At 70.5% G+C, this 21,997-nt stretch carries 20 protein-coding genes; 12 read left to right on the top strand and 8 right to left on the bottom strand.

Going from position 1 to position 21,997, the window contains the following annotated elements; translation table 11 throughout:
• Positions 1 to 201: 201 nt before the first annotated feature.
• Positions 202 to 750, top strand: coding sequence for a YbaK/EbsC family protein (locus BMY74_RS22240; RefSeq protein WP_245786299.1), 549 nt, complete (start codon positions 202 to 204; stop codon positions 748 to 750).
• Here BMY74_RS22240 and BMY74_RS22245 read toward each other — a convergent pair.
• Positions 730 to 4,143 carry a WD40 repeat domain-containing protein gene (locus BMY74_RS22245; protein WP_089918946.1) on the bottom strand — a complete coding sequence of 1,138 codons (3,414 nt, stop codon included), beginning with the start codon at positions 4,141 to 4,143 and terminating at the stop codon, positions 730 to 732. The genes BMY74_RS22240 and BMY74_RS22245 overlap by 21 nt on opposite strands.
• Before the next feature lie 236 nt (positions 4,144 to 4,379).
• Between BMY74_RS22245 and BMY74_RS22250 the strand changes: the two genes are divergently transcribed.
• Together BMY74_RS22250 and BMY74_RS22255 are read left to right on the top strand one after the other, a co-directional pair.
• Positions 4,380 to 5,528 carry a hypothetical protein gene (locus tag BMY74_RS22250; protein WP_089918948.1) on the top strand — a complete coding sequence of 383 codons (1,149 nt, stop codon included), beginning with the start codon at positions 4,380 to 4,382 and terminating at the stop codon, positions 5,526 to 5,528.
• A gap of 60 nt (positions 5,529 to 5,588) precedes the next feature.
• Positions 5,589 to 6,050 (top strand): hypothetical protein, encoded by a 462-nt coding sequence (locus BMY74_RS22255; protein ID WP_089918950.1) that lies wholly within the window; start codon positions 5,589 to 5,591, stop codon positions 6,048 to 6,050.
• Between the two features lie 48 nt (positions 6,051 to 6,098).
• On the opposite strand, the gene BMY74_RS22260 is transcribed toward BMY74_RS22255, so the two are convergent.
• Positions 6,099 to 7,166, bottom strand: coding sequence for an LOG family protein (locus BMY74_RS22260; protein ID WP_089918951.1), 1,068 nt, complete (start codon positions 7,164 to 7,166; stop codon positions 6,099 to 6,101).
• 128 nt (positions 7,167 to 7,294) lie between these two features.
• On the opposite strand from BMY74_RS22260, the gene BMY74_RS22265 reads away from it, so the two are divergent.
• Positions 7,295 to 8,269, top strand: a complete 975-nt coding sequence (locus tag BMY74_RS22265; RefSeq protein WP_177229861.1) for an aminotransferase class III-fold pyridoxal phosphate-dependent enzyme — start codon at positions 7,295 to 7,297, stop codon at positions 8,267 to 8,269.
• Positions 8,270 to 8,284: 15 nt separating this feature from the next.
• Here BMY74_RS22265 and purU read toward each other — a convergent pair whose 3' ends face one another.
• The 4 genes from purU to BMY74_RS22285 all read right to left on the bottom strand — a co-directional run bounded on the left by purU (position 8,285) and on the right by BMY74_RS22285 (position 11,346).
• A complete protein-coding gene (purU, locus tag BMY74_RS22270; protein ID WP_089918955.1) occupies positions 8,285 to 9,160 on the bottom strand; it encodes a formyltetrahydrofolate deformylase in 876 nt (291 codons plus the stop codon).
• 13 nt (positions 9,161 to 9,173) lie between these two features.
• Complete coding sequence (locus BMY74_RS22275) at positions 9,174 to 9,899, bottom strand: maleylpyruvate isomerase family mycothiol-dependent enzyme (RefSeq protein ID WP_177229862.1); 726 nt, start codon at positions 9,897 to 9,899, stop codon at positions 9,174 to 9,176.
• A 173-nt stretch (positions 9,900 to 10,072) separates the two neighbouring features.
• A complete protein-coding gene (locus BMY74_RS22280) occupies positions 10,073 to 10,879 on the bottom strand; it encodes an SAM-dependent methyltransferase (RefSeq protein ID WP_089918957.1) in 807 nt (268 codons plus the stop codon).
• Entirely contained in the window at positions 10,858 to 11,346 is a 489-nt protein-coding gene (locus tag BMY74_RS22285) for a DUF2505 domain-containing protein (RefSeq protein WP_177229863.1), read from the bottom strand. The genes BMY74_RS22280 and BMY74_RS22285 overlap by 22 nt, the downstream gene beginning before the upstream one ends.
• Here BMY74_RS22285 and BMY74_RS22290 point away from each other — a divergent pair.
• Positions 11,345 to 12,445: a UDP-N-acetylmuramate dehydrogenase gene (locus BMY74_RS22290; RefSeq protein ID WP_245786288.1), complete on the top strand. Its 1,101-nt coding sequence runs from the start codon at positions 11,345 to 11,347 to the stop codon at positions 12,443 to 12,445. The genes BMY74_RS22285 and BMY74_RS22290 overlap by 2 nt on opposite strands.
• Positions 12,446 to 12,700: 255 nt before the next feature.
• A complete protein-coding gene (locus BMY74_RS22295) occupies positions 12,701 to 13,714 on the top strand; it encodes a chymotrypsin family serine protease (RefSeq protein ID WP_089918960.1) in 1,014 nt (337 codons plus the stop codon).
• Here the strand turns inward: BMY74_RS22295 and BMY74_RS22300 are convergent.
• Positions 13,668 to 14,399: an SDR family oxidoreductase gene (locus BMY74_RS22300; protein WP_089918962.1), complete on the bottom strand. Its 732-nt coding sequence runs from the start codon at positions 14,397 to 14,399 to the stop codon at positions 13,668 to 13,670. The two genes, BMY74_RS22295 and BMY74_RS22300, sit on opposite strands and share 47 nt — an antisense overlap.
• Positions 14,400 to 14,492: 93 nt before the next feature.
• Here BMY74_RS22300 and BMY74_RS22305 point away from each other — a divergent pair, with 93 nt between their 5' ends.
• The 6 genes from BMY74_RS22305 to BMY74_RS22330 all read left to right on the top strand — a co-directional run bounded on the left by BMY74_RS22305 (position 14,493) and on the right by BMY74_RS22330 (position 21,038).
• Entirely contained in the window at positions 14,493 to 15,632 is a 1,140-nt protein-coding gene (locus BMY74_RS22305; RefSeq protein ID WP_089918964.1) for a L,D-transpeptidase, read from the top strand.
• Between the two features lie 58 nt (positions 15,633 to 15,690).
• Entirely contained in the window at positions 15,691 to 16,440 is a 750-nt protein-coding gene (locus BMY74_RS22310; RefSeq protein WP_245786289.1) for an alpha/beta fold hydrolase, read from the top strand.
• On the top strand, positions 16,437 to 17,684 hold the full coding sequence (mshA, locus tag BMY74_RS22315; protein WP_089918966.1) for a D-inositol-3-phosphate glycosyltransferase: 1,248 nt from the start codon (positions 16,437 to 16,439) through the stop codon (positions 17,682 to 17,684). The genes BMY74_RS22310 and mshA overlap by 4 nt, the downstream gene beginning before the upstream one ends.
• The gene (locus BMY74_RS22320; RefSeq protein WP_089918968.1) at positions 17,681 to 18,160 is read left to right on the top strand and encodes a type III secretion system chaperone family protein; all 480 of its coding nucleotides are present in this window, start codon (positions 17,681 to 17,683) and stop codon (positions 18,158 to 18,160) included. Before mshA ends, BMY74_RS22320 begins: the two co-directional genes overlap by 4 nt.
• A gap of 189 nt (positions 18,161 to 18,349) precedes the next feature.
• Entirely contained in the window at positions 18,350 to 19,066 is a 717-nt protein-coding gene (locus tag BMY74_RS22325) for a DUF4349 domain-containing protein (RefSeq protein ID WP_245786290.1), read from the top strand.
• A 409-nt stretch (positions 19,067 to 19,475) separates the two neighbouring features.
• Positions 19,476 to 21,038, top strand: coding sequence for a 4-coumarate--CoA ligase family protein (locus BMY74_RS22330; RefSeq protein ID WP_089918973.1), 1,563 nt, complete (start codon positions 19,476 to 19,478; stop codon positions 21,036 to 21,038).
• Positions 21,039 to 21,344: 306 nt separating this feature from the next.
• On the opposite strand, the gene BMY74_RS22335 is transcribed toward BMY74_RS22330, so the two are convergent.
• The gene (locus BMY74_RS22335; RefSeq protein WP_089918975.1) at positions 21,345 to 21,983 is read right to left on the bottom strand and encodes a TetR/AcrR family transcriptional regulator; all 639 of its coding nucleotides are present in this window, start codon (positions 21,981 to 21,983) and stop codon (positions 21,345 to 21,347) included.
• Positions 21,984 to 21,997 lie beyond the last annotated feature (14 nt).

Genomic DNA, 21,997 nt, shown 5'->3' on the forward strand with positions numbered 1-21,997 from the left:
CGGTTCCCCCTTCGCGCTCTGGAACTGAAGGTAGGGGTTGACGTTGCGTCAAGGTCAAACCGAGTTTGGCAGGATGGTGCGAACTCGCGCTGGTCGTCCGGTTGCCCCTTCGCCTCGATTCGGCGCAGCCCAATCGAGGCGAAGGGGCAACCGGACGACCAGCTACCAGGCGAGTTCGCCGGAGTCTGCGAAGCAGCGACAATAGATACCGTGTGGACCATCGCCGGGTCTCTCGAACCCGTACCTGTGCTTTCCCGCCTCGACCTCGTGCCCGAGCCGGTCGCGGCCGCCCTGAAAACGCTCGACGGCGCCGACCGCGTCGCGGTGGCGGAGATCGACCCGACCCTCGCCGACACCGCCGAGTTCTGCGCGCACTACGGCTCGCCGCTCGAAGCGTCGGCCAACTGCGTGGTCGTCGCCGGCAAGCGCGGCGACGTCGTGCGTTATGCAGCGTGCATGGTGCTCGCGACCATGCGTGCGGACGTGAACGGCGTCATCCGCAAGCGGCTCGACGCGCGCAAGGCGTCGTTCGCGCCGATGGACGAGGCCGTGGCGTTGACCGGCATGGAGTACGGCGGCATCACGCCCATCGGTGCGCCCGCGGACTGGCCGATCCTCGTCTCGCCCGAGGTGGCCGCCGCCCCGGAGCTGATCGTGGGCAGCGGCATCCGCGGCAGCAAGATCCTCATCCCCGGTGACGTGCTGATGAAGCTCACCGGGGCCGAGGTCCTACCGGACCTGGCGCGCTGACAGCCGGCCGATCACCTGGTCGGGGTCCAGGTCCCACCTGATCACCCGCGGGTCCGGCCCCGACGACGTGAGGTCGTCGTCCGCGTCGAACAGCACGGCGTTGACCGGGCCGGTGTGCCCGGTCAGCGTCGCGACCTGGGCGCCGTCGGTGACCTGCCACAACGTGATCAGGCTGTCGTTCGCGGCGGCCGCCACGGTCTTGCCGTCGCGGCTGGCGGCGACCGCCCCGACCGCGCCCCGGCCGGTGACGAGTGTGCGCGCCGAGCCGTCGAGGCCCCACAGGGCGACCTCGCCGCCCGCGTCGCCCACCACCAGCAGGTCCGAGCCCGGTACGGCGGCGATCGACTTCACCGCCGGTCCGGACTCCCTGATCACCGTCGCCTGGTCGCCCGTCCACCGCAGCACGCGCCCGTCGGCGCCGCCGGAGACGACCAGGTCGCCGAGCAGCGCCACGGTGTTCACCGGGCCCGCGTGACCCGTTGGCAGCGAGCGGCCCGGTTCGGCCGAGTTCAGGTCCTGCACCACGACCGCCGCGTCCGCCCCGCCGGTCACCGCGCGGTCACCGGAGACGACCAGGCCCTTGATCGCGCCTCGGTGCTCCTGCCACGTGTGCAGGAGCTGGCCGTCGGTCCGCCACGACGACAGCACGCCGCGCACGTCGGCGACCACGAGCTCGTCGGCGGTCCGGAACGCCAGCGCCGTCACGTGCGCCGGGACGTCGATGCGTCCGACCTGCCTGCCCTCGCGGTTCCACAGCAGGACCATCCGGTCGCGCCCGCCGGTGGCGAGCGTCGCGCCGTCCGGGGAGAGCGCGATGCCGTCCGGCGGGCTGGTGTGGCCGGTCAGGGGCGGCAGGGGCAGGTTCCAGAGGCTCACGCTCTCGTCGCCGCCCGCCGCGAACCAGGTGCCGTCCGGGCTGAGCGCCGCCACGTAGAACGGGTGCGTGCGGGTGATCAGACCGGTCAGCCAGCCGCCGTCGGGGACGGTCCACCAGCGGATGCTGCCGTCGTCGCTGGTCGACACGAGCTTGGTGCCGCTCGCGTCGAACTGCACCGAGTGCACGGCGCCGACGTGCCTGCGCAGCCCCGACGTCTTGCCGGTGGCCAGGACTCGCAACACCACCTGGTAGTCGTCTCCGCCCGATGCGAGCACACGGCCGTCGGGACTCAACGCGACCGTGCGAACGGCAGCGACGTGATCGGTGAACGTGCGCGCTACGCCGTTCTCCACCACCAACGTGCCCTTCTGTCCGCCCGCGGCGAGCACGGAGCCGTTCAACGACAACGAGTGGACCTCGCCCAGTTCGTGCAGAACGGTGTTCGTGCGCGTCCAGTCGTCCGTGCGCCACAACGAGATCAGCCCGTCGGCCGTCGCCACCGCGGCGGTCGACCCGTCCGCCGAGAGCACCAGCACCCGTATCCCGGCGTCTAGGGAGATGGTCCGCAACGGCAGGTGCGTTCCGGTGTCCCACAAGATGATCCGCCGGTCGTCGCCTGCCGACACCAGCACCGAGCCGCCGGGCATGAACGCGAGCGCGCGCACAGTTCCGTTGTGCTGCGACAAAGTCACGGGCGACGCCGCGGAAGAGGGCGAGCGGAGCAGCACCGAGTGGTCCTCGCCCGCAGTCGCGAACAGCGAGCTGTCGGCGCTGAACGCGACCGCGCGAACCGGTCCGCGGTGGTCCTTGAGCACCGTGCGCGCCGGCTTGTAGGCCGCGGTGCTGAGCAACGCCCCGCGCGCCTCGGCGGTCGCGGAGGTGCGGTAGGCGTCCACGGCCAGTTGGGCGGCGGCGTCCGGCCAGGACGCGCTGAGCTCCTGCGCCTGCACGGCCAGCTGACGCGACTCGGCGACCCGCTGCTCCCTGCGCGCGGCGTTGCCCTGCACGACCGCGACCGACATCACCACCAGGCACGCCACCGTCAGCACGGCCAGCGACTTCACCAGCGTCCGCAGCCGGCGCGACTGCCGGTCGGCCGCCTCCCGGGACGCGTACTCCTCGTCCACCGCCGCCTGCAGGAACTCGCGTTCCAGCTCGTTGGACGAGACGGTCCACTCGAACCGGCCCGCCAGCTCGCGCATCGCCGCGAGCCGGGCACCCCGGTAGAGCTCACCGGGATCGCGGCCGGCCGAGTGCCACGCGGCCGCGGCGGTGGTGAAGTCGCGGTGCAGCCGCAACGACACCCGGTCGTCGTCGATCCACTGGCGCAATCGTGGCCACGCGCGCACGAGAGCTTCATGCGCGAGCTCGACCACGCCGTCCGCGACCACGATCAGCCGTGCGTTCGCGAGGACGTTCACGACGTGTGCCGTGTCGGACGGTCTGCCCGCGGCCATCACCTCGTCGAGCGGGGCACGGCGGCGCAGGTCGTTCACGTCGTCGTGGGTCTGCACGAGCCTGAGCAGCACCGCACGCGCGACGGCCCGTCCACGGGAGGACAGCTCGGCGTAGGTGCTCTCGGCCGTGGCGGCGACGGCACCGGTGACCCCGCCGCTCGCCCGGTAGCCGTCGAGCGTCAGCCTGCCGCGCTCGCGCCTTCGCCACGTCTCCAGCAGCGCGTGCGACAGCAACGGCAGCGCGCCCGACTGCCCGCGCACGTCGGCCAGCACGGCCGCGAGCACGTCCGGTTGCACCTTCAGCCCGGCCCGCGCGGCCGGCATCTCGACGGCGGCGCGCAGCTCGTCGTCGGTCATCGGCCCGACCAGCACCTGGGCGTCGCGCAACGCCTCCACCAGCGCGGGCAGCGCGGCGCAGTGCCCGAGGAAGTCCGCCCGCACCGCCAGCAGCACCCGCTGGTCGCCCTCGAGCAGCGACGCGACGAACGCCTCCCGGTCGACCGTGCTGTCGAAGTGCGTGAACAGCTCCTCGAACTGGTCGACGACCACGAGGTCGGCCCGGTCGCCCCGCCAGGTCGTGGGCGTCGCGGTGACGACCGTCCAGTCCGTCAGTGCGGGCAGCACCCCGGCGTGGACCAACGAGGACTTGCCGGACCCGGACGGTCCGAACACCCCGACCACGCGCTGCCGCCGGACGCGGTCCGTGAGGTCGGCGGCGAGCTCGTCCCGTCCGAAGAACCGGTCGGCGTCCCCGATCCCGAACGCCGTCAGCCCGAGGTACGGGGTCGGGTCGGCCTCGCCCTTCGCGGCCTGGCGCCAGCGCTGCTCCCATTGGGCCACATCGCCTTCGCACGCCTGGACGTACGCGAGAGCCACCGGGAGCGAGGGGAGTTGCTCTCCCGCGGCCGCCTGGGACAGCGCCGTGGCGGAGTAGTGCGCGCGCTGCGCGAGCGTCCGGTAGTTCGGCGAGCCCGCCTTCTCCCGCAGTTGCCGCAGCTCCCACGCGAACCGCTGGACCGGCCCCTCCTCGGGATCGATCGGCCGCTCTCGTCTGCCCACCCGCACTCCAGTTGATCCGAGTTGATTGATCAGCGCCCGCGCCACTGCCTGATCAACCCGAGCGCCCCGAACCTGGTGCCGCAACGACTTCGGGCTGAGCAGGAGCGATGATGACCAGACGCTGGCGCACAGCACTTCTAGTGGCGTTGACGGGTGTGGTGAGTGCGGCGTTGCCCGTGCAGGCACAAGAGGCGGCGGACGACCTAATCCACAGTCGTCCAACCGGTGCCTTCGGGTTGACGCCCGACTGGAGTCTGGAGGCCTCCGCCGCACAGCTGCAGACCGCGGTCGGCACCACGACGTCGGTCGCCGCGCTGCTGCGTGACGCGAACAGGGACATCGCGTCGTGCAACAGCGCGCAGCAACAGGCACTTCCGGAGAACTACGACCGAACGGACTACCCGCTGACGTCCGGGCAGATCCTGCACAGCAGCGAGAAGTTCTGCTGGGACCCCGGCGACAGCAAGGTCGACTACTGGATCCCGCAGGGCGTCACCGGTTCCTCCGACGCCGACGACGACGGTCTGTGGGGCGAGAACCGGATCCTGCTCGTCAGCTGGCACTACGACGACACCTCGCCGGACAAGGGCGTGCGCATCTCGTTCGTCGACATGAAGAACCGCAAGTACCGGCACGTGCTGCTGGTCGAGCCGACCGCGAACGCGAACTACAAGGCCGTGCCGATCCACGCGGGCGGCCTGGCCTGGCTCGGCCGCTACCTCTACGTCGCCGACACCAACGACGGCCTGCGCGTGTTCGACGTCGAACGCCTCCTCGAGGTCTCCGACGCCCAGGACAGCATCGGCAAGAGCGGCAGCGACTACTACGCCTACAACTACAAGTACGTGCTGCCGCAGGTCGGCTGGTACCGGCAGTCCGACCGGACGTCGCCCTGCGAGCCGAGCGCCTCACAGCTGTGCTTCTCGTCGTTGTCGCTGGACCGCAGCACCACTCCGGACACGCTGGTCGTCGGCGAGTACCGCGACGGCCGCAGCACCGACACCGCCGTCGACGGCGGCCGGGTGGCCCGCTACCGCGTCGACGCCTCGTCCCGGCAACTGACGCTGACCAGCGGCAAAGCCGTGCCGCAGGACGTCGTGACCGTGCCGCGCAGCAACGTCCAGGGCGTCCAGACCTGGGAGGGCCGCTACTACCTCGGCCGCAGCTCGAACCGCAACCACAGCTGGATGCACTCCGGTGTCCTGAACGGCACCACGGCGACCAACAGCTGGGCGATCGGCGGCGAGGACCTCTACCACGAGCACGGCACGGGGATCACCGCCGGGAAGCTCTGGACCGTCGCGGAACACGCCTGGTCCGAGAACGGCAGCACGTTCATCGACCGGCGGGCGATCTTCGCCGTGCCGCTCAGCGAGATCGGCTGAGCCCACTCGACTTCCGCCCTTGTTCGAGGCGGAAACCCTTACAAACTGGAGGAAATCCTTATGCGCAAGCTCGTGCTTGCTCTCTCCATGGCCTTCCTGGCCGTGATGGGATCCCTGGCGCCCGCATCGGCGGAGGTCACGTCGATGCAGGCGGTGTCCGAGATCGGTGCGGCGGCCGACGGGATCGAGTTCGCCGTCGCCGGCACGTTGCCGCCCCGTTCCCAGCTGACGTGCCACTCCTACACGGCCGTCGAGATCTGTTACGAGAAGGGCGGTGACCACTGGTGGGTGCAGGACCAGAACAGCGATGACAAGTCGTCGGCCGGTGTCTACTGGGAGAACTACCGCAACGGTTCGCTGTACCGCAACGGAACCTGCATCACCAGCCTCGGGAGCGGCAACTGGGGCCAATGCAACAAGAACTACTACGAGGATAGCGAGCTGTACGGCATCCCCTGCACCTGGAACCGCAGCGCCGGTGGCGACATCGTGTGCAATGGCACGGTCTACCGCTACCAGTAGGAGCTGACCGCCTCGCGCCCTGCTGGGGGCGCGAGGCCGTTCACACCGCTACGACTGGTACTTCGACAGGAGTGCGACCGCCTCGTCGATGTCGTCCGTGACGAGGATCCACTGCTCCGCCTCCCGGCCCGCCGCGAGCTTCTGCACCAGCGGCGCGGCCGGGACCTCGTCGGTCCAGAAGGCCGTGCCCAGGAAGATCATGGGCGCGGCCGGGCCGACGCTGCCGTAGTAGTTCTGCGTGAAGTCCTGGAAGACCTCCTGGACCGTGCCCGCCTTGCCCGGCGTGTAGACGATGCCGCCGGTCGCGACCGTGAGCAGGCCCTCCTCGCGCACCGAGTTCGCGAAGTACTTCGCGTGCAGCTCGCAGGCCGGGTTGGGCGGCTCGTGGCCGTAGAACCAGGTCGGGATGCCGATCGTGCGGGGCGTGTCGAAACGGCGGATCTCCGGGAACGCCGCGAGCCACCGGCCGATCGACTCGTCGTCGTGGCCGAAGCCCGGCGCCTGCGCGAGGGTGTCGAGGACGGCGTCGTCGACCTCGCCGAGCCGCACGCCCAGCGGCACGGCCTCCATCGCGCCGGGACCGCCGCCGGTCAGCACCGTGAAGCCCGCGCCGCCCAGCGCGGCGCCGAGTGCGACGGCGTTGCGGTAGCCGTCGGATCCGCGGGCCAGTGCGTGGCCGCCCATGACCGCGACCGGTGAGCCCGTCAGCGTGTCGTCGAGGGCCTCGGTGATCGAGTGGTCGTGCAGGCGTTCGGCCAGCGCGTGCAGCGGGTCGGGGTGGTGGCCCTGCTGCCTGCTGTGCCGGTAGATCTCCGCGTCCGGGGTGTCGGCGTAGGACTTCGGGTTCGCCGGGTCGAAGCCCGCGAACAGCTCCTCCGGCGTGTACAGCCTCGACCGGTAGACGTCGTACGGCAGGTCCGGGATGACCGGGAAGACCAGCGCTCCGGCGGCCTCCGCCCGGCGCTGCATGGTCTCGCTCAGGGTGCAGCCGAGCAGCAGCGCCCCGTCGAACGGCACCCGCACGTCCTCGCGCGTGAGGTCCAGCCCGATGATGACGGCTTTGCGCAGGTCAGGGGCTGCCCGCAACTGGTCGAGGTCGGTGATTTCGATCCGCACGGGAAAAAGCCTATGCCCCGGGCGAACCAACGGGTCGCGGAATCCGAATGACTTGGTGGGAACTGAGGTCCGCTCGCCGTCCCCGACGAGCGGCCGCGGGCCGCGCTGCCCAGGAAAGGTTCCCCGCCATGGCCACCGAACTGCTGACAGGATGCGCCGCCCGCGGCGCCCGAGTGGTAGACCCCCACCGCGTCGAGTACCTCGACTGCGGCGGGTACGGAGTCCCTCTTCTCGGCCACGCCCACCCGGCCGTCGTGCAGGCCGTTGTCGGCCAGGTGCGCCGGCCGTCCCTGCTCGACCGTCTGATGCTCGACCTGGTCACGCCCCACGGCCTCGACCACGTCCACACCTTCCCGTCGGCCTCCGAGGCCGCCCAGTTCGCCGTGGCCCTCGCACAGGCGAACGGCCGCCCACGTGTGTTGACGACCGGCGACGTCCGGTACGGCGGCATCGACTCGTTGCGCGCGACCTTGGCCTCCGGCCCACCGGCCTGCGTGCTCGTGGAACCCGTCCGCGGCGGCACACCCCCGCCCACCGGCTACCTGAGCGGCGTCGCCGAGGCGTGCCGCGAGGCCGGCGCCCTGCTGGTCGTCGACGAGACGCGCTCCGGCCTCGGGCGCCTGGGCGTGTGGTGGGGCTGCGACCTGGACGACGTGACGCCGGACATCATGCTGGTCGGCGAGGGCCTGTCCGGCGGCGTGCTCCCGATCGCCGCCGTGGTCGCCTCGGCCGCCGTGCACGTCCCGTTGTGGCGCGGCCCCGACGCCGTCTCGCCGCTGGCATCGGCCGCCGTCAACGCCTGCCTGCGCGTCACTGCCTCCGAGGGGCTCGTGGAACGGGCCAAGCTGCTGGGCGACGAGCTGCTCTTCGGGCTGCGAGCCGTCGTGGCGGGCAAGGCCCACGCGACCGGTCGCGGGCTGATGCTCGGCGTGGAACTGCCCGATCAGCGCGCCGCGGACGTGTTCACCGGGGAGCTGCTGCGGCGGCGGGTGCTCGCCGACTTCCGGGGGAGGACGGTCGGCTTCACCCCGCCCGCCGTGCTGTCGGCGGCGGACGCGGGGTGGCTGGTGGAGGCGGTGGGGATGGCCGCCAACAAGATCTGACGTGCGGCGCGCGGGCTAGAAGATCACCGTCTGGTTGCCGTGCACCAGCACGCGATCCTCCAGGTGCCACCGCAACCCGCGCGCCAGCACCACCTTCTCGATGTCCCGCCCCTTGCGCACCATGTCCGCCACCGAGTCGCCGTGGTGCACGCGCATCACGTCCTGCTCGATGATCGGCCCGGCGTCCAGGTCGGCCGTCACGTAGTGGCACGTGGCGCCCACGAGCTTCACGCCCCGGCGGTGCGCCTGGTGGTACGGGCGCGCGCCGATGAACGACGGCAGGAAGCTGTGGTGGATGTTGATCGTGCGGCCGGACCAGGCAGCGCACAGCTCCGGCGGCAGGATCTGCATGAAGCGGGCCAGGACGACGGCGTGCGGGTCGTGCTTCTCGACCAGCTGCCGCAGCTGGGCGAACGCCGCCTGCTTGCCCTCGGGGTCGTTGACCGGGAACGGCACGTGGTGGAACGGGATGCCGTGCGCGCGCGTGATGTCGCCGAGCTCCGGGTGGTTGCCGATGACGGCCGACACCTCGACGTCCAGCTCGCCGGTCGCGACGCGCGCCAGCAGGTCGTAGAGGCAGTGGCCTTCCTTCGACACCAGGATGACCACGCGCTTGCGCGAACCCGTGTCGGTCACCGTCCACGTCGACTGCGCGCCGAGACCCGCGGCCACGTCGGCGAAGCGGGCCCGCAGCTCGTCCACGCCGAACGGCAGGGAGTCCGCGCGGACCTCCTGGCGCGTGAAGAACCAGCCCGTCTCGGGGTCGGTGTGGTACGCGGCCTCGACGATCCAGCCACCGTTCTCCGCGAGGAACGACGAGATCCTCGCGATGATGCCGGTGCGGTCCGGGCAGCCGAAGGTGATCACATAGCGGCGTTCAGGCGATGACACGACGCACGAGTATTCACGGCCTGGGCAGCGCCGCCAACAGCGACTCGTCGCCGGACACGATCGCGTGGTGCGGACGGCCCCACAGCGCGCGGTAGACCGCGTCGGCGGTGCCCGCGAGGCTCGCGTCGGTGTCGACGGCCGAGTCGAGCACGTCCGTCACGACCGGCTGCTCGCCCGGCGCGAGCCAGATCTCCCACGTGCGGCCCGCGTCGGCGGCGTGCACGAGGATCCTGCCGGTCGCCTCGACCGTGCGGCCGAGCACCAGCTGGCGGGGCAGCATGATCGTGAGCATCTCGTCGACGCCGTCCGCGGCGAACTCGGGGTCGAAGACCAGCGACGGCAGCTCGTGACCGGTCGCGAGCTCCGCGTCCAGGCGGTGGATCGACGTCTCGTGCGCCTGCCTGCGCGCCCAGAAGCCGGCGACCTTCGGGCCCTGGAACGTCCACGCCGGACGGTCGGCGGGAACTTCGCGCAGCCGCTGCAGCAGCGTCGAGAGCCCGGTGTCCCACCAGGCGAGCGCCTCGTCCCAGTCGCGCGGGGCCTTCGGCCACTCCGGCCGGCCCGACGAGGGTTCGGTGACGACGCACTGCGCCGCCCACGTGTGCACCTCGGCGATGTGCCGCACGAGCTTCGACACCGTCCAATCAGGACAGGTGTGCACCTCGGCGTCCGGACCGGCCTTCAGCGCGGCCGAACGCAACAACGACGCCTGCTTCTCGATCTCCCCGACGAAGTCCACCCGATCACCCTAGGGCCTGTGTCGAGGTCCGATCCGCGACAGCCGGGCCCGAAGCGGTCCCTGGCGGCACGGCCGAACCGCCCACGTACAACACCGGTACGCGGCCGTTCCGGCCGCACCGCCAGGAACCACTTCAAGCGCGCCTCTCATCGAACCGGACCTCGACACAGGCCCTAAGGCGCGACGGCGGCCCATTCGAGCGTGATTTCGCCGAGCCGCCACCGCCGCCGGTCGTCCAGCACGGGCCAGCCGCGCTCGGCCAGCAGCCGCGCCGACTCCACCCACCGCGCCCGCGGCCCGAAGGGGGCGAACGGCGCCGCGGTGGCCCAGCAGGCGTCCATCTCGGCCAGCAGGGCGTGCACGCGCTCGCCCGGCACGTTCTTGTGGATCAACGCCTTGGGCAGCCGCTCGGCGACGTCGGAGGGCACCTCGATCGCGGACGGCTTCACGGCCAGCGTGAACGTCCGAGGCCCCTCGGCCGACAGCGTCACCCACGTGCACCGGCGGCCGATCTCGTCGCACGTGCCCTCGACGACCAGCCCGCCGGGAGCCATGCGCGACAGCATGGTGTCCCACGCCTCGAACGCCTGCTCCTCGGTGTACTGGCGCAGCACGTTGAAGGCGCGCAACAACACCGGGCGCGCGCCGGCCAGTTCGAAGCCGCCGCGCCGGAAGTCGAGCCACGGCGGGTCGGCCACGGCCTTGCCCGCCTCGACCCGGTCGGCGTCGATCTCCAGCCCGAGCACGCGCACGTCGGGACGCACCGTCCGCAGCCTGGAGGCCATCTCGACGGTGGTGATCGGCGTGGCCCCGTACCCGAGGTCGACCACGAGCGGATCGGCGGCTTCCACCAGGAACGACGACAGCGTGCCGGTCGTCCACCGGTCGACCCGGCGCAGGCGGTTCGGGTTGGTCGTGCCGCGCGTCGGCAGGCCGAGCGCGCGGGCCCGGCCTGCGGCTAGCCGCGGTTTGCGAGCCATTCGGACGTGAACTCGCTCTCCTTGTCGAGCAGCACGGCGACCTGCTCGGCGATCAGCTTCTCGAGCTTGCCGCCCAGCAGCGGGATGCTCACCTTGACCTCCCCCGTGAGGGTGGTCTTGCTGCCTGAGCCGTTGTCCAGGACGGTGAAGGACCCTTCGAGACGGCCGGGAACGCCGTTGACGGCCACCTCCACCGTGCCGGCGCCCGCCGCCCAGGTCTCGGTGCGCTGGATCACCAGGTCGCCGCCGAGGGCCGCCTTGACCGCCGACGGCAGGTGCTCGGCGGGCACACCCTGCTTGAGCTGGTACGACGTCCGCTCGTCGGTCTTGTCGAACGAGATGAGCGCCGAGTTCGTGCCGCCGATCGCGGCCAGCCTGTCCCGCAGGTAGGTCTCGTCGGTCATCGCGCCGAAGACCTTCTCCGCCGAATGGGGTGACGTGGTGTGGTGCTCGATGCGGCGTGCCATGTCGCGGAGGCTACCGTTGACGTCTGTGACCACCACGCAGTCCGTACCTCTGGCCGAGCGCACCACGCTCCGACTCGGTGGCCCGGCCGCGCGGTTCGTCCACGCCACGACCGCCGCTGAGCTGGTCGAAGCCGTGCGAACAGCCGACGCCACCGCCGACGAGAAGGTCCTCGTGCTGGGCGGCGGGTCCAACCTCGTGATCTCCGACGGCGGCTTCGACGGCACCGTCGTGCACGTCGCCACCAAGGGCTTCCGCCTCGACCCGCTGGGCGGCGGCATCGTCCAGTTCACCGTCGAGGCGGGCGAGGAGTGGGACGCGGTCGTCGCCGAGGCGGTCGCGCAGGGCCTCGGCGGCCTCGAGTGCCTCTCGGGCATCCCCGGCCTCAACGGCGCCACGCCCGTGCAGAACGTCGGCGCGTACGGCGTCGAGATCTCCCAGGTGCTGCAGTCGGTCGACCTGCTGGACCGCCGCAGCGGCAAGGTGCACCAGGTGCCCGCCGCGAAGCTGGGCCTCGCGTACCGCACCAGCGTGCTCAAGGGCACGGACAACGCGGTCGTGCTGCGCACCCGGTTCTCCCTCACCGCCGGGGGCATGTCCGCGCCGATCCGCTACAGCGAGCTGGCGCGCGTCCTCGGTGTGGCGCAAGGTGATCGCGTTCCGGCCGACGAGGCCCGCAAGGCCGTGCTGGAGCTGCGCCGCGGCAAGGGCATGGTGCTCGACGCCACCGACCACGACACGTGGAGCGCGGGCTCGTTCTTCACCAACCCGATCATCGACGACTCGACGTTCTCGGGCGTGCTGATCCGCATCGCCGAACGCCTCGGTGCCGACGTGGACGTGCCGAGCTACCCGGCGGGCCACGGCCAGAAGAAGCTCTCGGCCGCGTGGCTGATCGAACGCGCGGGCTTCCGCAAGGGCCACCAGGGTCCCGGCGGCCGCGTGTCGTTGTCCGGCAAGCACACGCTGGCCCTGACCAACCGCGGCGGCGCGTCGACGGAGGACCTGCTGGACCTCGCGCGCGAGGTGCGCGACGGCGTGCGGGCCGCGTTCGGCGTGGAGCTGCACCCGGAACCGGTCTTCGTGGGAGTCGAGCTCTAGTGGTGTGACACAGAACGTTGGCGGCGTATCCGCGCTCAGCAGGATCCGTCGCGGCACCGCCCCCACGCCCCCGTACAACCAGTACGAGGCCGTGGGGGCGGCACCCCGACACACCCGTCTGACCACGAATACACCGGCAACGTCCTGAGCCACACCACTAGGTTCTGCTCGAAGATCGTAGGTCTGTTCGAGTGACTCTATGTGACCAGCCGCTACCAGGAGTGTTTCATTGAGGTAGAGGCATCGGAGGTCGCTATGAGCTACCTCGACGAAAACGCGCGAGCGGCCATCAGGCCGATCAAGCGCATGGTCGAAGACGAGTTCCTCGCCCGGCCCGGCGTCATCGGCGTCGACATCGGCGAGAAGGTCACCGGCGGACGCCCGACCGGCAGGGCCGCGATCGTGGTCTACGTGTGCGCCAAGGGACCTGAGCACCCGCGGCAGATCCCGGTGGAGGTCGGCGGCGTGCCGACCGACGTGGTGGCCGAGTCGATCGTGCTGCACCGGGCGAGGATCACCCACGCGTCCGGCGAGAACCCCGTTGCGGCGGAACGCCATCCGGTGCTGCGCGGAGGCATCGGCATCGGCCCGGCGAGGTCGTTCCGGGTCGTGCCGCCCGAGGTCGAGCGGGCCGGTGAGTACGTGATCGCCGGCACGCTCGGCGCGTTCGCGGTGACGCTGGACGAACCGGGAAAGGTGCTGGGGCTCACCACTTTCCACGTCGGCTGTGTCGACGACTCGTGGTCGGTCGGCGACGAGTTCGTGCACCCGTCCAGAGTGGACGGTGGGGTGCCCGGCGCCGACGAGGTCGCCGTGCTGGACCGGGCCGCGCTCGCGGGCGCCGTGTCGGCGGCGGGGCTGCGGATGGGCGACAGGCCGTTGCGCGCGGAGGTGCTCGACATCGGCGCGATCACCGGCAGCGCCCCGGCCGTGATCGGCTCGTCCGTGCGCAAACGCGGCCGCACCACGCAGCTCACGTACGGCGTGGTCGAGTCGACCGACGCGACGGTCCGGCTCGACTTCGGCGACGGGATCGGCCCGCGGACGTTGCGGGACCAGATCCGCGTGCACTCGTCCGAGCGCTTCGGCGACCACGGCGACAGCGGTGCCGTGCTGGTCGACGCCGACAACCGCGTCGTCGGCCTGTACGTGGCCGGAAGCGGCCCGACCGGGTTCGCGAACCCCGTCGGGCCGGTCCTGCGTCAGCTCGACGTGGAGTTGCTCACTCCCGGTGTACCCGAGTCGCGGAGGCCTGGGCGCGGGGCTTGAGCACGATCTCGTCCAGGTTCACGTGCGGGGGCCGGGTCACCGCGAACGCGATGACGTCCGCCACGTCGTCGGCCGTCAGCGGCGTGAGGCCCTGGTAGACCTTGGCCGCGCGCTCGGTGTCGCCGTCGAACCTGTTGGTGGAGAAGTCGGTCTCGACCATGCCCGGCAGGACCTCGGTGATCCGCACCGGCTGGCCCAGCAGCTCGCCGCGCAACGTCCGGTGCAGCGCCGACTGCGCGTGCTTCGCGCTCGTGTAGCCGGAACCGTTGTCGTACGCGTCACGTGCTGCGACGGACGTCACGGACACGATGTGCCCGTCCCCGGACGCGATCAGCTTCGGCACGAACGCCTTCGTGACCAGCAGCGTTCCGAGGACGTTCGCCTCCCACATCCAGCGCCACTCCGCCGGATCGCCCTCGGCGACGGTCGAGAGCCCGCGAGCGCCGCCCGCGTTGTTCACGAGCACGTTCGCGTTGGGTACCCGGTCCGCGAAGGCGGCGACGGAGGCCTCGTCCGTGACGTCCAGCTCGATGGCCGTCCCGTCGATCTCCTTCGCGATAACGTGGAGGAGGTCCAGACGACGTGCTCCGAGCACGACGTGGAAGCCCTCGGCGGCCAGCCGCCGCGCGGTGGCTTCGCCGATGCCCGCGCTAGCTCCGGTCACAACTGCGACAGGTCGATTCACGACTCCGATCGTAGGCCGCCGGATCGTCTGTGACCGACGTCACTCGCACCACCCGGTCGGGTTGGACGTCCACCATGGTGGGAGGTCGAAACCGTGAAGAGAACACTTGTCGCGCTGGTCGCCGGACTGACGCTGCTGACCGGCTGCTCGAGTGTCGAGGCGGGCTCACCCAAGGCGGACAGCTCGCTGCCGTCCGCGAAGGTGACCCTGTCCCCGGTCGACGGAACCAAGGACGTGCAGGTCACGACCCCGGTCCAGGTCACCGTGGTCGATGGCAAGATCGAGTCCGTCGCCGTGAAGTCGCCGGAGGGCAAGGACGTCAAGGGCACCTTGACGGAGGACAGGTCGGGCTGGACGGCCGCCGAGCCGCTCGGCTACGGCAAGACGTACAGCTACTCGGGCAAGGTCGTCGGCTCCGACGGCAAGCCGGTCGAGCTCAAGGGCTCGTTCACCACCGTCGCGCCCGGCTCGCAGACCCGCGCGACCCTGTGGCCCGGTGACAACCAGACCGTCGGCGTCGCGGCGCCGATCATGGTCAAGTTCGAGGCGCCGGTCGAGGACAAGGCGACCGTCGAGAAGGCGCTGAAGGTCACCAACTCGGCGAACGTGCAGGGCTCGTGGGCGTGGCTCAACGCCCAGGAGGTGCACTACCGGCCGGAGAAGTACTGGCCCGCCAACACCACCGTGAAGGTCGAGGCCAAGCTCTACGGCGTCAACTACGGCGGCGGCGCGTTCGGCAAGGCCGACGTGACCAGCGACTTCACCATCGGCCGCAACCAGGTCGTGAAGATCGACAACCCGACCCACCGGCTCAAGGTGTTCCGCGACGGCCAGCAGACCGCCGACTACCCGGCGTCGTTCGGCAAGGACGCCGACCCGGAGCTCACCACGCCGAACGGCACGTTCGTGGTCATGTCGAAGCACGACACGTTCTCGTTCGACAACCCGCGCTACGGCTACACCAACGTCGTGAAGAAGTGGGCCGTGCGGTTCTCGAACCACGGCGAGTTCATCCACGAGAACAACGACAACGCGGGCAACATCGGCACGAACAACACCTCGCACGGCTGCGCGAACCTGCTCGAAGCCGACGCGAAGGCGTACTTCGACTCCGCGCTGGTCGGCGACCCGGTCGAGGTGACCGGCTCGATCACCACGCTGCCCGCCCAGTTCGACTGGTACGACTGGCAGCTGTCGTGGGACCAGTGGAAGGGCAAGTCGGCCATCAAGTAGGGCCGGCGGGAATGCGTCCCCCGGCCAGGTCGTTTGCGCAGGTGTGCATCTGACACGCGTGACGGCGGCCGGCGGGGGACGACTGGCCGTTCGCGAGTCGGGTCCGGCCGGCGCCCCGGCGGTGGTCCTGCTGCACGGCTGGGCGCAGACAGGTGCCGTCTGGGACCTGCCCGGCTTCCGCACCTACGCCGTCGACCTGCGCGGACACGGCGAATCGGACGACTTCGGCGACTACCGCGATTCAGCCCACTGGGCCGCCGACATCGAGGCCGTGCTCGGCCACACGGGCCCCGCGACCGTCGTCGGGTGGTCCTACGGCGGGCTCGTCGTCACCGACTACCTGCGCTTCCACGGCACGGCGGGCATCAACGCCCTGGTGTTCGTGAGCGCCATCACCGAGATCGGCCGCGGTCGCCCCGGAGGCGAGACCGGGCCGGTCATGCGGGCCGCGCTGCCCGGCGCGATCACCGACGACGCCGTGCTGGCGGCGTTCTGCCGGGCCATGGCCCCCGGCCTGCCCGCTTCGACCGTCGGCGAACTCACAGCCGCCGCCACCTCGGTCAGCCATAAAGTGCGAGGTGAGCTGTTCCGCAGGGACGTGGGCAGCGCCGACGTGTTGAAGGCCGTAGACGTGCCGACCCTGGTCGTGCACGGAACTCAAGACGAGGTGGTCGCGCCCGCCGCCGCCGAGTACTCCGCCGCCCTGATCCCCGGAGCCGAGTTGAGCCTGTACCCCGACACCGCGCACGCGCCGTTCCTCGAACGGCCGGAGCGGTTCGCCGCCGAACTCCTGCGAGTCGCCCGATGAAGCGCGTGGCGGTGCTCTCAGTCCACACCTCGCCGCTCGAACAGCCGGGGACGGGTGATGCGGGCGGGATGAACGTCTACATCGTGCAGACGGCCACACGGATGGCCCAGCGCGGGGTCGAGGTGGAGATCTTCACGCGGGCCACGTCGTCGGAGCTGCCGCCGGTCGTCGAGCTGGCGCCGGGCGTGCGCGTCCGCAACGTCGCCGCCGGTCCGTTCGAGGGCCTGGGCAAGGAGGAGCTGCCCGGCCAGCTCTGCGCGTTCTCCGCGGGCGTCCTGCGCGCCGAGGCACGCCACGAGCCCGGCTACTACGACGCGATCCACTCGCACTACTGGCTGTCCGGGCAGGTCGGCTGGATCGCGCGCGAACGGTGGGGCGTGCCGTTGGTGCACACCGCGCACACGCTCGCCAAGGTCAAGAACCTGGCGCTGGCCGAGGGCGACACCCCGGAGCCGAGGATGCGCGTGATCGGCGAGGACCAGGTCGTGAGCGAGTCCGACCGGCTCGTCGCGAACACCGACATCGAGGCCGGCGAGCTGATCAAGCTCTACGACGCGGAGCCGTCCAAGGTCGCCGTCGTGCCACCCGGGGTGGACCTCGACCGCTTCACGCCCGGTGACCAGGGCGCCGCCCGGCGGTCGATCGGCGTGCCGCAGGACGCGGTCGTGCTGGCGTTCGTCGGCCGGATCCAGCCGTTGAAGGCCCCTGACGTGCTGCTGCGTGCCGCCGCGGAGATGCTCGTGCGCGATCCGGGGTTGCGGTCGAGGCTGGTCGTGCTGATCGTCGGCGGGCCCTCGGGTTCGGGCACGGAACGGCCGAAGGCGCTGGAGGAACTGGCCGCGCAACTGCAGATCACCGACGTCGTGCGGTTCCTGCCGCCGCAGCCGGGACCGGCGCTGGCGCAGGTCTACCGGGCCGCCGACCTGGTCGCGGTGCCGAGCCACAACGAGTCGTTCGGGCTGGTGGCGCTGGAGGCCCAGGCCTGCGGGACGCCCGTGGTCGCGGCGGCCGTCGGCGGGTTGCCCGTGGCGGTCAACGACGGCGTGTCCGGGGTGCTCGTGCAGGGGCACGAACCAGGCGAGTGGGCCGCGGCGATCAGCGGGGTGGCTTTGCCGCAGCGGGAGCACTTGGCGAGCAATGCCGTGGGACATGCACGACGCTTCTCGTGGGACCGCACGACTGATGCCCTGCTGGCGGGGTATCAAGAGGCGGCAGAGGTGTTCCGCCGGGAGGTTTTCGCTTGAGCGTCGACGCTGTGATCAAGGAGTTCCTGGACGAACGGGAGCTCGAGTACGACCGGCGCGAGCCGGGCAAGTTCTTCGTGACGCTGCCGGGCACCAAGAAGCTCCAGACCAACGTGTGGCTGGTCGAGACCTCGCACGCCCTGGTCGTCGAGGCCTTCGTGTGCCGGCGGCCGGACCAGTCGTTCGAGGACGTGTACCGGTTCCTGCTGCGGCGCAACGCACGGTTGTACGGCGTGCACTACACGATCGACGCCGAGGGCGACATCTACCTGGTCGGACGGGTCGGCAAGCACGCCGTGACCGCCGACGAGCTGGACCGCGTGCTCGGGCAGGTGCTGGAGGCGGCGGACGGCGACTTCAACCCGTTGCTCGAGATCGGGTTCGCCGACGCGATCCGGCGCGAGTGGGCCTGGCGGGTGTCGCGCGGCGAGTCGCTCGCGAACCTGGCCGCGTTCCAACATCTCGTTTCGGAGTAGCCGCCGACTCGTTTCGGCTTCCCCGGCAACCCCTCCTCCGCTCTCGCCCGTCCGACAGGCATGCGTAGACCAGAGCTGTGGGTGGGAGTCGCGTTGCTGGCCCTGGTTTCAACGGGGTGTGGCAGCAGTTCGAACAGTGCGGGTACGTCGGCGAAGGATGCCGCCGCACCGCCTCAGGCGGCGCAGAACGTGGCGCCTCAGCAGGAGAACGCACCGGCCGTGCAGCCGGTGCAGCAGCAGGAACGTCAGTTGGTGCGCACGGCCGACGTCGACCTGCGGGCTGACGACGTGCTGAAGGCGATCGGTCAGGTCAAGGACCGCGCACGGGCCGTGGGCGGGTTCGCGGGACAGGAGAACTCGACCAAGAAGTCCGGGTCCGTGACCGTGCGCGTGCCGTCGACGGAGCTGGACAAGCTCGTGCAGGACCTGGCGAACGTGGGCGAGGTCACCCGCAGCGAGGTGAAGAGCCAGGACGTCACCGACCAGCTGGTGGACGTCGAGTCGCGCATCGCCACGCAGCGGGCCAGCGTGGAGCGGCTGCGGGCGTTGTTCGAGCGGGCCGGGTCGACGTCGGAGGTCGCGCAGGTCGAGAGCGAGCTGACCAAGCGGCAGGCCGAGCTGGAGTCGATGCAGCGGCGCAGCGAGTCGTTGAAGGGCCAGGTCGCGATGGCGACGCTGACCGTGGACGTCGCGACGACGCCGATCGCCCCGCCGGAGGAGGAGAAGGTCGGCTTCCTCGGCGCCCTGGCCGGCGGCTGGAACGCGCTGGTCGCGGTCACCGGGGTGGTCCTGATCGGGCTGGGCGCGATGCTGCCGTTCGCGGTGGCGCTCGGGATGCCCGCCTTCGCGGTGGTCTACCTGCTGCGCCGACGGCGTCGGATCACCCAGACGAACGAAGCAGGGTGATCAAGTTCTACTGAGAGTGTGCCTTTGGTGATGCGCGGAACGGCTCGGGAGAGAGGGGGAGTCGCATCGAGCCGTTCCGCGTCAAAGGTCCCCGCTGCATGGATCCGTGGACGGGGGGAGTTCCCGGATCCCAAGCGGGCCACACGATTCGACGGGGGATGACGAACCGCGCATGTGCCTCGCGCTCGTCGAGTAAGCGTGGGAGCCGACTCGCGGAGGCGGTATCAACTTCTCAGATACGTCCTTGCGATCACAAGTGCTTGTATTGCTCCATTCGAGTGTATTTAGCCGCGCAAAGTAACGGCCCTGTAGCGATCGAGTTGTCCTTGACCAGCCCAGTGGGCTGGATCACGATGTGCCCACAGGCTGGGTGTACAGCGATGTACAGCGATGTGAATGAGGTCGCCGCATGGTCTTTCGCAGTCCGTTCCCCGACGTCGAGATCCCCGACGTGTCGCTGCACCAGCTGCTGTTCGGCGACATCGCCGACCGCGCGGACCGGGTTGCGCTGATCGACGGCATGTCCGGCGCGGAGATGACCTACGGCCAGTTGGCCGGCGCCATCGACCGGATGGCCGCCGCGCTCGCAGCACGAGGTATTGGCAAAGGTGATGTCGTAGGCATCCTGAGCCCGAACACGCCGTACTACGCCGTGGTGTTCCACGGCATCCTTCGCGCGGGCGCCACGGCCACCACGATCAACGCGCTCTACACGCCCGACGAGGTGGCCCACCAGCTGCACGACGCGGGCGCGAAGATGCTGTTCACGGTGTCCGTGCTGCTCCCGAACGCCGCTCCGGGCGCCGCCAAGGCGGGCGTGACCGACGTGGTCGTCCTGGACGGCGCCGAGGGCTACCCGTCGCTGCCGGAACTGCTCGCGAACTCGCACCCGGTGCCCGAGGTGTCCATCGATCCCGCGAATGACGTCGCGGTGCTGCCGTACTCGTCCGGCACGACCGCGCTGCCCAAGGGCGTGATGCTGACGCACCGCAACCTCGTGGCGAACCTGGAGCAGTGCCAGCCGTTGCTGGAGCTGAACGAGGAGACCCGCATCCTCGCGGTGCTGCCGTTCTTCCACATCTACGGCATGCAGGTGCTGATGAACGGCGGCCTGCGCGTGGGCGCCACCGTCGTGACGCTGCCGAGGTTCGACCTGCCCGAGTTCCTGCGGGTGATCGCCGAGCACAGGACCGACCGCGTCTACATCGCCCCGCCGGTCGCCGTGGCCCTCGCCAAGCACCCGATCGTCGACAACTACGACCTGTCCCCGCTCAAGGCGATCTTCTCCGGCGCCGCGCCCCTGGACGTGGACCTCGCCGCCGCCGTGAGCAAGCGCCTGGGCTGCCGCGTCTCGCAGGGCTACGGCATGACCGAGATGTCCCCGGTCAGCCACGCCATCCCGGACAGCCGCGACGACATCTCCGTCGGCACCGTCGGCGTGATCATCCCGAACCTCGAGTGCCGCCTGGTCGACCCGGCCACCGGCGAGGACGTGGGCGTCGGCGACCGCGGCGAACTGTGGTGCCGCGGCCCGAACGTCATGAAGGGCTACCTGAACAACCCGGAGGCCACCGCCGCCACCCTCGACGACGAGGGCTGGCTGCACACCGGCGACGTGGCCGTGATCGACGCCGACGGCATCGTCTCGATCGTCGACCGCGTCAAGGAGCTCATCAAGTACAAGGGCTACCAGGTCCCGCCGGCCGAGCTCGAGGCCGTGCTGCTGACCCACGAGGAGATCGCCGATGCCGCCGTCATCGGCGTGAAGGACGAGGACGGCGAGGAGATCCCGAAGGCGTTCGTCGTGCGGCAGGCGGGGTCGGAGATCGACGGGGACGCCGTGATCGCGTTCGTGGCCTCGCACGTGGCGCCGCACAAGAAGGTGCGCGTGGTGGAGTTCATCGAGGCGATCCCGAAGTCGGCGGCGGGCAAGATCCTGCGCAAGGACCTCAGGGCTCGCGAACAGGCCTGAGCAGGGAGCTAAAGGAGGCCTCCAGCGGCATGCCGCTGGAGGCCTTGTGCTTGAGACGACAGTCGCAGCTATCTGCGATGACCTGGGGACATGCGAGTGCTATCCGCCAAGTGGAGGTATTCGTTGTCAGATCTGTAACGAGGGCTCTTCACTCATTTGGACGCATCGCGGCGTTTTTTTGACCTGAAAGGTCGTTGAGCATGTCGATGAAAGAGGAGTTGGCCGCTGTCGCGACGATGAGGATCCGCGCGTTCGACTCGCCCACGACGTGGTCCTCCCCTCAACTCTTCTGACGGCTGGAGGAATCTAGGGCTGCCCTGCAAGCAGCGAGGCGGTGAGGGTGCTGGCCAGCCAGTCGCGGTAGCGATCGGCCGGCCAGCCCAGCACCTGGTGCACGTGCGGCGACAACATCGTCGTCAGCACGTCCGCCACCGCGTCCGCGTCGAACTCCTCCCGCACCTCCCCGGTCCCCACCAACGCCTCCGCCAACGCGAGGCAGTTGGCCCGCATCGCCCGCTCGCCCTCGTCCGAGATCCGCCGCATGTCCGGATCGGCCCCCGACGACTCGATGCCGGCCATGATCAGCGCACCGGCCCGCTCCAGCACGATCGCGTTGCGCCCCACCAGTTCCGCGATCAGGTCCCGGGCCGACGGCGTCGCCAGCACCTCCGCGAACGACGGCCTGTCCCGCATCGCCACGGGCTCCTCGTCGCCAGCGATCGCCACGTTCAGCGCGTCCTGGAACAGCTCGACCTTGTTGCGGTAGTGCGTGTACACGGTCCGCTCGGACACGCCCGCCTCGGACGCGATCCGCCGAATCGACGTCGCCGCGAACCCGTCCCGCGCGAACAGCCGGTGGCCCGCCTCCCGCACCTGCGCGCGCGTGCGCAGAGCCGCCTGCTCCCGCAGCGGTGAGCTGTACGAACGCTTGACTTCGTCCTTCATCGAGCGCAGTCCAA

The sequence above is a fragment of the Lentzea albida genome (assembly GCF_900111005.1).
GTDB classification, from domain to species: Bacteria; Actinomycetota; Actinomycetes; order Mycobacteriales; family Pseudonocardiaceae; genus Lentzea; species Lentzea albida.